The sequence below is a fragment of the Paenibacillus sp. J22P218 genome (assembly GCF_056269195.1).
Window position 1 is genome coordinate 257,595 of the sequence record NZ_JBWDNL010000008.1, and the last position, 9,018, is coordinate 266,612.

The window sequence follows — 9,018 nt, forward strand, 5'->3', positions numbered from 1 at the left end:
ATAGGACCCGGATGAGATGGAATCCGTTTTTTCGTTATGCCGTTTATCGTAAAATGCTCATTAATTTCGTGCTGCTTGTCGCCCTGGCCGTTCTCGCCGTCAGCAGTACGCTCTACTTTCTGTTCGCATCGAAGACGGAGCAAACGATCAGCAAGCATGTCATTTCCATGCTCCAGCAGACAAGCTATGCCTCCAACATCGTGCACGAGCAGATCGGAACGATCGGCAGCCACCTGCTGAACAATAACCGTATCATCACGGTATTAATGAACAAACAGTTCGACCGGGTGCAGGAACGCGACGCGATGGATATTATGATCGACATCCAATCGACGTACCCTTTCATCAAGCATATGGGGATTTATAATGACAATACGAAACGTTACTTGAACACGGCGGGAGCACCCTATGAGCTGAATGAGCTGGAGAAACAGCATCTTGCGAATATGTCGGAGCTTGCTTATATGAGTTACTTCACGCAGGAGCTGCGCCTTTCCTATGCCGATAGCGCAAGCCCCGCCGAGCATGTGATCACCTTCATCCTGCGGCCTAATTACGCGCTTTCTTCTACTTATAAGGGAGCAATCGTCATCCATGTGGATGAAAAATATATATTAAGCACGATCAAGTCGATCAGCAGCGGCAGCGATGACGTCTTCGTCATGGACGCCGGCGGGCTTGTCTTGTCCCATACCGATCCTAATCAATTCATGAAGCGGTTCAATGAGCTGCCCTATATACAGCGCATCTTGGATTCGAAGGAAACGACGAGCCATTTCAGAACCGATATCGACGGCAAAAGCCAGCTCGTGACGTTCGTCCGCTCCAGCCAATTGAATTGGTATTTCGTAAGCATCAAGCCTTATCAGTCGCTGATCTCGGATATCTCGACGCTGCGCGGCTATACGACGCTGATCGCCTTAGCCATTATCGTCCTTGGCATCCTGACCGCCTATGTAGCGACGAACAAGCTATATAATCCTCTGGGCAGGCTAATCGGCAAGGTGCATGAAGTGACTGGGGCGGGCAGCGCGGATCAGGAGCGGAACCGGAACGAGTTCTCGCTGCTGTCGGAGGCGTTCACGAACGTCGTCGATCAGGCATTGTCCGGGGAAATGGCACAGCAGCAATCGCTGCCGGTTCTGAAGAAAACGTATTTGCAGCATTTGCTGCGGGGAACGCATACAGACTTGTCTTCGACTCACGTCCTGCATTCGGCGATCAATGCGCCGTTCTCAAGTCCTTATTATGCCGTTATTCTGGCGACGATCGACCGCTATGACGAATTCGTGACGAAGCAGGATCAGACGAAGCAAGGCTTGTTCCGCTTCTCTATCAACAATATAAGCAGCGAGCTGCTCATGAAGCATGCGCCGAACGAAACGATCGTCGTGGACGAGCGGACGCTGGCCGTTCTCATGATGCTCGATTCGCCAATCGATCCGGGCAAGCTGCTGCTTTCGCTGACAGAGATTCAGGAAGTCATTCAAAGCTTCTTCCACTTCTCCATATCGTTCAGCATCGGCGATATCGTCAGCGATCGGAACGATATTCAGCAGTCGTTCACATCGGCCCAGGAATACGCGAATTACCGTTTCTTTTACGGCCATCAATCCGTGATTCAGGCGGAGATGGTGCTTGGACAGCACAATTCGGCTCAGGCTTATCCGGCACAGGCCGAGAAGAAGCTAATTGAGGCGTTGCGCTTAGGCCATGCCGACAAGATCGAGCAGTCGCTCGGCCAGTTCACGAAGAAGCTGCGCGAGATGAGCTACTATCAAGCCGTTCTGAGCGCGAACCAACTGCTTGGCTCGCTGCTGCGCACCTTCGACGAGACGCTGCCGATTATGCAGGACTATTCGAAGGAATATTACGATACGGTCAATGCGCTGCCGAAGCAGGAAACGTTAGAGGGAATTGGAGAGCTGCTGTGGAATTTCTGCCGGCTCATCAGCGTGCTTGGCGAGAAAAAGCAGCCGACCAAGGCGGACAGCGTCATCGACACGGTGTGCGCCTACTTGCAAGAGCATTACCATGAGCCCGATCTTGGCATCGAAGCGATCGCGAGCGAGGTTCAGCTCTCGCCGGGTTATTTGGGCAAGCTGTTCCGGAGCCATACGCAGGTGTCGTTCAACGACTATTTGAAAAACATCCGGATGGAGGAAGCGAAGAAGCTGTTGCTCGAGACGAGCGAGCCGGTAGCCGCTATCAGCGAGAAGGTTGGCATTCTGAACACGACCTACTTCTTCACTCTGTTCAAGAAAACGGCCGGCCTCTCCCCTTCGCAGTTCCGAGAGCAGAACGGGAAGTAGGCACGAGTTGCAGTTGCTAGCAGTAGTTGCTTACTGGAAAACCTCCCACAATAGGCGCTATATTGGATTTTTGCAGGATAGAACGGCTGTTTTAGGCGTATCGGATGGCTATGTTGGATTTTTGCAGGATAGGAAGCTCGAATCCACTGAATTCAGGACGTATTGAGTAAAGTTAATGCAAATTTCCAATATAGCTCGAAAGTTCCTCCCAAATCGGCCAAAGTTATTGCAAATATCAACATAGCTTTCAAACAGAGCAAAGAAGCAGGCTAAGGGATCGCTCCCTCGCCTGCTTCTTTGCTCTGCTAGCCTATTTATTTGCGGTCAAGCTCTTGTATGGCTTCAAGCACCTGCTGCACATGATCCTTGATCTTCACTTTGCGCCACTCGCGCACGAGCTTGCCCTTCTTGTCGATCAGGAAAGTGGAGCGCACGATGCCCATATACTCTCTGCCGTACAACTTCTTAAGCTGCCATACGCCGTACTTCTCGCATACCTTCTTCGCGGTGTCGGCGAGCAGCAGGAACGGCAGCTCCTTCTTCTCCACAAACTTCACATGCGACTTCACATCGTCGGCGCTTATGCCGAGCACGACCGCATCCAGCTCGCGGTATTCCGCATGCGCATCGCGGAAATCGCATGCCTGCTGCGTGCAAGTGGCCGTTAAGTCCTTCGGGTAGAAGAAGAGAACGACCGGATGGCCGATATAATCGCTAAGCTTAACCGTCTCTCCGTTCGACGCCTTGAGCGTGAAGTTCGGCGCTTTTTTGCTTAATTGCAATTGAACCATGTTGTTGTATCCCCCTGCTTCAAGCTCTTAACCTTACGAGCCTGCTCCCCTATATCGTTTGACGCCGTTATTCCAAAACGCAAGGCCAAGTCCGAATACGATAATGCCCATAATCGGCGTGAACCAAGCCAGGCGCGACAAGTCGTCCGCCTTCTGCTCCAAGAAATACGACGCCGGTATTACGCCAACGAAGGCGAACGGAAGCAGCCAAGTCAGCACGAAACGTATCAATTTGTTATAAATGTTCACCGGGTAGCGACCATAGTTCTGGATGTTGTACATCAGAGGCACGATACCAGTCGGAGCATCCGAGTAAAAGGATAACGCGCTTAGCGCCGTGTATAGTCCCGCGTAAATAAGTACCGCACCGATGACGAACAGGAGCAGCATTACAATGTCCAGCACATGGAACGGCAAGCCAAGCTGCAGCCAGCAGATAACCATAATGACGGCGCCGACGAACGAGCCGATCAGCGACGGCGGGTCGACATTTTCGAGCAGAACTTGGTAAAGGTTATGAGCCGGCCTCGTAAGCACGCGGTCCATCTCGCCCTTCACGATGTAGCGCTCGCTGAAATTCCAAATACTGAAGAACGTGGCGAAGACGCCGTATGGAATCATGAAGAAACCGTAGACGAAAACGACCTCCGCCTCCGACCAGCCGCCTAGTGACGGCGTATGCTGGAATACGATCAATATGAAGATCAAGTTCATCCCTTGGAACAACAAATCGGACAGCACTTCGATCCAAAAGTCCGCCCGGTAAGTCAGGCGTGTCTTGGCATAGTTCTTAATATATTCCCAGAATAGCTCTGCATATCTCATCTCTGCTTAACCCCCTTGCACGAACAGCCGCCTGCGCGCTGCACGCCACACGAGCCATATCGGAATTAATAGTCCTACAAACCATATGACCTGCAAGCCGAGCACCCCGGCAATTTCGTTGCTAGGCGTACGTCCCGTGAATACCGAGCTTGGCAAATACGTAATCGCTTGGAACGGCAGCCACTGCATAATGCCCGACAGCCAGCCTGGGAAGAAGGCGATCGGCACGACGACGCCGGAGAACAGGTCGACCATGACGCGCTTCATACGCATCATTCCCTCGTTATTTTCGACGAAGAAAGCGAATAAGCCGGTCAGAATATTGATTTGTGAATTGATGAGGAAGCTAAAGAACAGCATGACGAGATAGATCAGCCATGTCGTTGCATCGGTCGGCAGCTTCACCGGGAACAGCAGACAGACGATGATCATGCCCGGTACCATGAACAGAAGCATGCGGAACAAGCCTTCGCCGAAGCCTTGCATCATTTTCACGAACAGATAGGAATAGGGCCGGATGAGCTGCACCGAGACGCTGCCGTCACGGATTTCATTCGCGATCTCGCGGTCCAGGTTATTGAAATAAAACGCTCTCGCCATCCATGAGACGGCAATGTAAGTCGTCATCTGAGCAACGGTAAAGCCTTGAAGCGTCTCCTTGTCGCCATAGATCGCCTGCCATAGAAAATAATACGCGCCGATGTTAATCGCATAAATAATGATACCGCTATAATAGTTAACGCGGTAAGCGAGCATCATCAAGAAACGTATCCGAATAAAGTCGATATAAGCGCTCGTCATTGTCCGCTCGTCTCCTTCGAGACTTCGGCCGAGCCCGATGAATAGATGCTGCGGACGATATCGTCCGTGTTCGTTTCGAAAATTTTAATGTCGCGGATCTCGGTACCGGCCACGACCTTCGATAGCGCGTCGGATACGTTCACCTCATGCGGCAGCCACATTTTCGCGGTCACGTCATTCTCAAGCGACCATGTTACGGCAAGCTCTTCGGTCAACTGCTGCAGCTTGGTCAGCGGCGTATGACCTGCGAATTGGAACTGAATCTCGCGGCCCTTGCTCCAGCGGCTCTTCAGATCATCCAGTCCGCCATCATATATGATGCGGCCGTCGTCCAGCATAATAACGCGCGAGCATAACGCTTCGATATCTTGCAGGTCATGAGTCGTAAGCAGAATCGTCGTGCCGTGCTCGCGGTTCATTTCCAATAGGAAGTCGCGGATCTCCGTCTTCACGACGATATCAAGGCCGATCGTCGGCTCGTCGAGGAACAGAATGGACGGATTGTGAAGCAGCGATGCGACAAGCTCGCAGCGCATCCGTTGTCCAAGGCTGAGCTTGCGGACAGGACGGTTAAGCAGATCGCCAAGTTGGAGGCGCTCTACGAGGTTGTCCAGTCTTTTGCGGAAGTCGGCTTCCGATACGCGGTACACCTTGCGCAGCAGCTGGAACGACTCGATAACGCCGATGTCCCACCATAGCTGTGAGCGCTGGCCGAATACGACACCGATGCCGCCTACGAATTGTTCGCGATCCTTGAACGGTACATACCCGTTAACTTTGAGATGTCCTGCCGTCGGCACTAGGATGCCGGTGAGCATTTTGATTGTCGTCGACTTGCCCGCCCCGTTCTCGCCAATATAGCCGCATATTTCCCCTTGGGGAATTTGAAACGAAATATCTTTGACCGCCGTTACCTCGTTATATTCGCGCTTGAACAAGTCCTTGAGCGCGCCTGACAGCCCTTCACGGTTTTTTTGAACCTTGAATTGCTTGCGTAAATCCTTCACATCTATAGCCAGCATAGATTGTTGTCTAGCCCCTCTCGTTCGACATTTCCTGGGAAATTACGATTTTTTGTTGGCTGAATCGATAAAACTTGCTTCCAAGCATCGTTCAGCTTTATAATTTTATGATATGTAATATTACATTAGATAGGGGTCAGCGTAAACGTCTTACGCAAACCTTTGGTTGCGCAAGCCCGTTTCGCGTAAAAATATAAGCCAATTTATAAAGATCACAATTATAAATGCTTATATTTCAAGCGTAAACGCCTTATGTCAACCTATGGTGACATTAGATCGTTTCGCGTAGAAATACAAGGCAATTAAAGCACATCAAGTGCTTAAATACTTGTATTTAAAGCGTAAACGCCTTATGTCAACCTATGGTGACATTAGATCGTTTCGCGTAGAAATATTAGCCGACTCAAAGACATAAATATGGATGGATCGGCACCTGCGGGCTGGAATAGCAATTATTATTTCAAATAATAGCTATCTAATGATTTAGACTACTGAAACAACCCTATACTGCAAATATTAGCTTCTTCTTAGCTTTCCTTGTCTTCATGCTGTACATGTATGTGTAAGATCGAGCTTTCACAGTAATCAGTCTTTTGCGTATTGAAAGGAGCACTTCTAACGAAATGCAAAACAAATCGAAGGCCAAAAAAACTTGGAAATGGATACTCATCAGCATCTTGGTGATCATTGTCGCCGTCGTCGGTTACGCTATTTATTGGAGCGTCGGCGTATATAATGCTTTGGACAATTTCAAGGACCCGGTTGTAGAGGCAACGCCTAACGGAACATCTGAAACACCAGTACCGATTCCTGAATGGGAAGGTACGGAGCGCGTTAATATTTTGCTGCTTGGCGGTGACGCCCGCGGCTTGGATGAAGGACAGAAAGCCCGTTCCGACTCTATAATGGTCGCTTCCTTCGACCCTGTGACGAAGAAGGCGCATCTGTTGTCCGTCCTTCGCGATACGTATGTCGAAATCGAAGGCCACGGCCACGGACGTATTAACACGGCGCTGACCTTGGGCGATTACCCGCTGGCCATGAAAACCGTCGGCGACTTGCTGGGGCTCGATATTCAGTACTATGTGTACACCGACTTTGAAGGGTTCAAAGCGCTTGTCGATACGATAGGCGGCATTGACTTCTATGTCGAAAAAGATATGCACTACACCGATAACGGCGACCAGAACCGCTACGATATTGACTTGAAGGAAGGCTTCCAGCATCTTGACGGCGATAAGGCGCTTCAATACGTTCGTTTCCGTCATGACGCGATGAGCGACTTCACCCGTACCGAGCGGCAGCGAAACTTCCTTAAAGCTGTAGCCAAGGAGCTCCAATCGACCTGGAACATCATCCAGATGAAAAAGATTTTGGAGAGCGTGCAGCCCTATGTCGATATGAACATGTCGGTCAATGATATGCTGAAGCTTGGACAACTGGGCGTGAAGAGCCATGTAGCCGGCACGACCCAAGTCCCTCCAATGGAGCTGATCGCTGAGGATCGCGTTGGCGGCGCATCCGTTATCGCAGTCAAGGACGAGGATGAGCTTCACGAATACATTCAGGAGCTGCTGCAGTCCGACGAGACGATTTCCGTCCCTTCCGAGACGCCTGTTCCTTCGGATGGCAGCTCGAATACACCGAGCGAATAACATAATAGACGCAGCGGACGATATTGCCCGCTGCGTCTTTTTTGATATTGCTTTTTACAATCGGATTGTACTTTTTGATTCGGCTTTTGTATTCTAGTAGATAGTGTTTTGAATGAGTTTAATTTAGGAGGAATACCGAGTATGACTTTACAACGACCACAATCCGGCGTCCTATATGAACAAGCTTTGGAACATATCGTAGGCGGCGTTAATAGTCCGTCCCGCTCGTTCAAAGCGGTTGGCGGAGGTGCTCCCGTATTTATGAAACGGGCAGAAGGCGCGTACTTCTGGGATGTTGACGATAATCGATACATCGATTATTTGGCCGCCTATGGACCAATCATTACGGGCCATGCCCATCCGCATATTACGAAAGCAATAGTTACTGCAGCACAGAACGGCACCTTGTACGGTACGCCAACCGAGCTTGAGATCACGCTCGCTCGCATGCTGAAGGAAGCGATCCCTTCAATGGACAAGGTTCGTTTCGTCAACTCGGGTACAGAGGCCGTCATGACGACGATTCGCGTTGCTCGTGCCTATACGAAGAAGACCAAAATCATTAAGTTCGCCGGCTGCTACCACGGCCATTCCGACCTCGTCCTCGTCGCTGCAGGCTCAGGCCCTTCCACGCTTGGCATTCCGGATAGCGCAGGTATCCCGACCAGCATCGCACAGGAAGTAATTACCGTACCGTTCAACGACTTAGACGCGCTTAAGCTTGCTCTTGAACGCTGGGGTGACGATACGGCAGCTGTCATGGTTGAGCCTATCGTCGGCAACTTCGGCATGGTTATGCCGCATGAAGGCTATTTAGAGGGATTATGCAAGTTGACGCGCGAAGCTGGGGCACTCGTCATTTATGACGAAGTCATCAGTGCGTTCCGCTTCCACTACGGCTCTGCTCAAACTTACAGCTTCTTCCAAGACCACGCCGCCATCGAACCCGATCTGACGGCGCTGGGCAAAATCATCGGCGGAGGTTTGCCGATCGGCGCTTACGGCGGCCGCAAAGAAATTATGGAGCAGGTTGCTCCGCTCGGACCTGCTTACCAAGCCGGCACGATGGCAGGCAATCCTGCCTCGATCTCGGCGGGCATCGCCTGCCTCGAGCTGCTGCAAGAACCTGGCATCTATGACCGCATGGACAGACTTGCTGCTCGTCTTGCAGACGGCTTGCGATCTGCGGCGAAACAATACAATATCCCGTTAACAGTAAACCAAATTAGAGGCTCCTTCTCCGCTCACTTCTGCGACCACCAAGTAACTAACTATGATGAAGCGCAGGACACTGACGGTGAACGGTTCGGCAAGTTTTTCCGCCTGATGCTCGATCAAGGCATTAATCTTGCTCCTTCCAAGTATGAGGCGTGGTTTATGACGATAGCCCATACGGAAGCCGATATCGACGCGACAATAGAAGCTGTCAACAAAGCGATGGCGCAGCTTTAATTACAAAAGTATTACAAAGGTCAGAAGGTCGAATAGAGATAGATATACTTGGGACTAGAATGAAAAGTGGACACCAGTTAAGTGTAAATAGATAATTACTTTAACGAGAAGAGGTGTCCTGTATGGAAAAACAGATACGCAATCAGTATACGGAAGAGTT

At 50.7% G+C, this 9,018-nt stretch carries 7 protein-coding genes; 3 read left to right on the forward strand and 4 right to left on the reverse strand.

Annotated elements, in window-relative coordinates; all coding sequences use genetic code 11:
* Window positions 1-11 precede the first annotated feature (11 nt).
* Window positions 12-2,312, forward strand: coding sequence for an AraC family transcriptional regulator (locus tag AC0YN0_RS28445; RefSeq protein ID WP_475824319.1), 2,301 nt, complete (start codon window positions 12-14; stop codon window positions 2,310-2,312).
* A 314-nt stretch (window positions 2,313-2,626) separates the two neighbouring features.
* On the opposite strand, the gene bcp is transcribed toward AC0YN0_RS28445, so the two are convergent.
* Genes bcp through AC0YN0_RS28465 form a run of 4 tightly spaced genes read right to left on the reverse strand, consistent with a single transcriptional unit; the run spans window position 2,627 to window position 5,751 of the window.
* Entirely contained in the window at window positions 2,627-3,103 is a 477-nt protein-coding gene (bcp, locus tag AC0YN0_RS28450) for a thioredoxin-dependent thiol peroxidase (protein WP_475824320.1), read from the reverse strand.
* A 33-nt stretch (window positions 3,104-3,136) separates the two neighbouring features.
* Complete coding sequence (locus tag AC0YN0_RS28455) at window positions 3,137-3,928, reverse strand: ABC transporter permease (RefSeq protein ID WP_475824321.1); 792 nt, start codon at window positions 3,926-3,928, stop codon at window positions 3,137-3,139.
* A 6-nt stretch (window positions 3,929-3,934) separates the two neighbouring features.
* Window positions 3,935-4,729 (reverse strand): ABC transporter permease, encoded by a 795-nt coding sequence (locus AC0YN0_RS28460; RefSeq protein WP_442050730.1) that lies wholly within the window; start codon window positions 4,727-4,729, stop codon window positions 3,935-3,937.
* A complete protein-coding gene (locus tag AC0YN0_RS28465; protein WP_475824322.1) occupies window positions 4,726-5,751 on the reverse strand; it encodes an ABC transporter ATP-binding protein in 1,026 nt (341 codons plus the stop codon). The genes AC0YN0_RS28460 and AC0YN0_RS28465 overlap by 4 nt, the downstream gene beginning before the upstream one ends.
* A 623-nt stretch (window positions 5,752-6,374) precedes the next feature.
* Between AC0YN0_RS28465 and AC0YN0_RS28470 the strand changes: the two genes are divergently transcribed.
* Both AC0YN0_RS28470 and AC0YN0_RS28475 read left to right on the forward strand, forming a co-directional pair.
* On the forward strand, window positions 6,375-7,406 hold the full coding sequence (locus tag AC0YN0_RS28470) for an LCP family protein (RefSeq protein WP_475824323.1): 1,032 nt from the start codon (window positions 6,375-6,377) through the stop codon (window positions 7,404-7,406).
* A 141-nt stretch (window positions 7,407-7,547) separates the two neighbouring features.
* Window positions 7,548-8,858, forward strand: coding sequence for a glutamate-1-semialdehyde 2,1-aminomutase (locus AC0YN0_RS28475; protein ID WP_475824324.1), 1,311 nt, complete (start codon window positions 7,548-7,550; stop codon window positions 8,856-8,858).
* The last annotated feature ends 160 nt before the right edge of the window (window positions 8,859-9,018 follow it).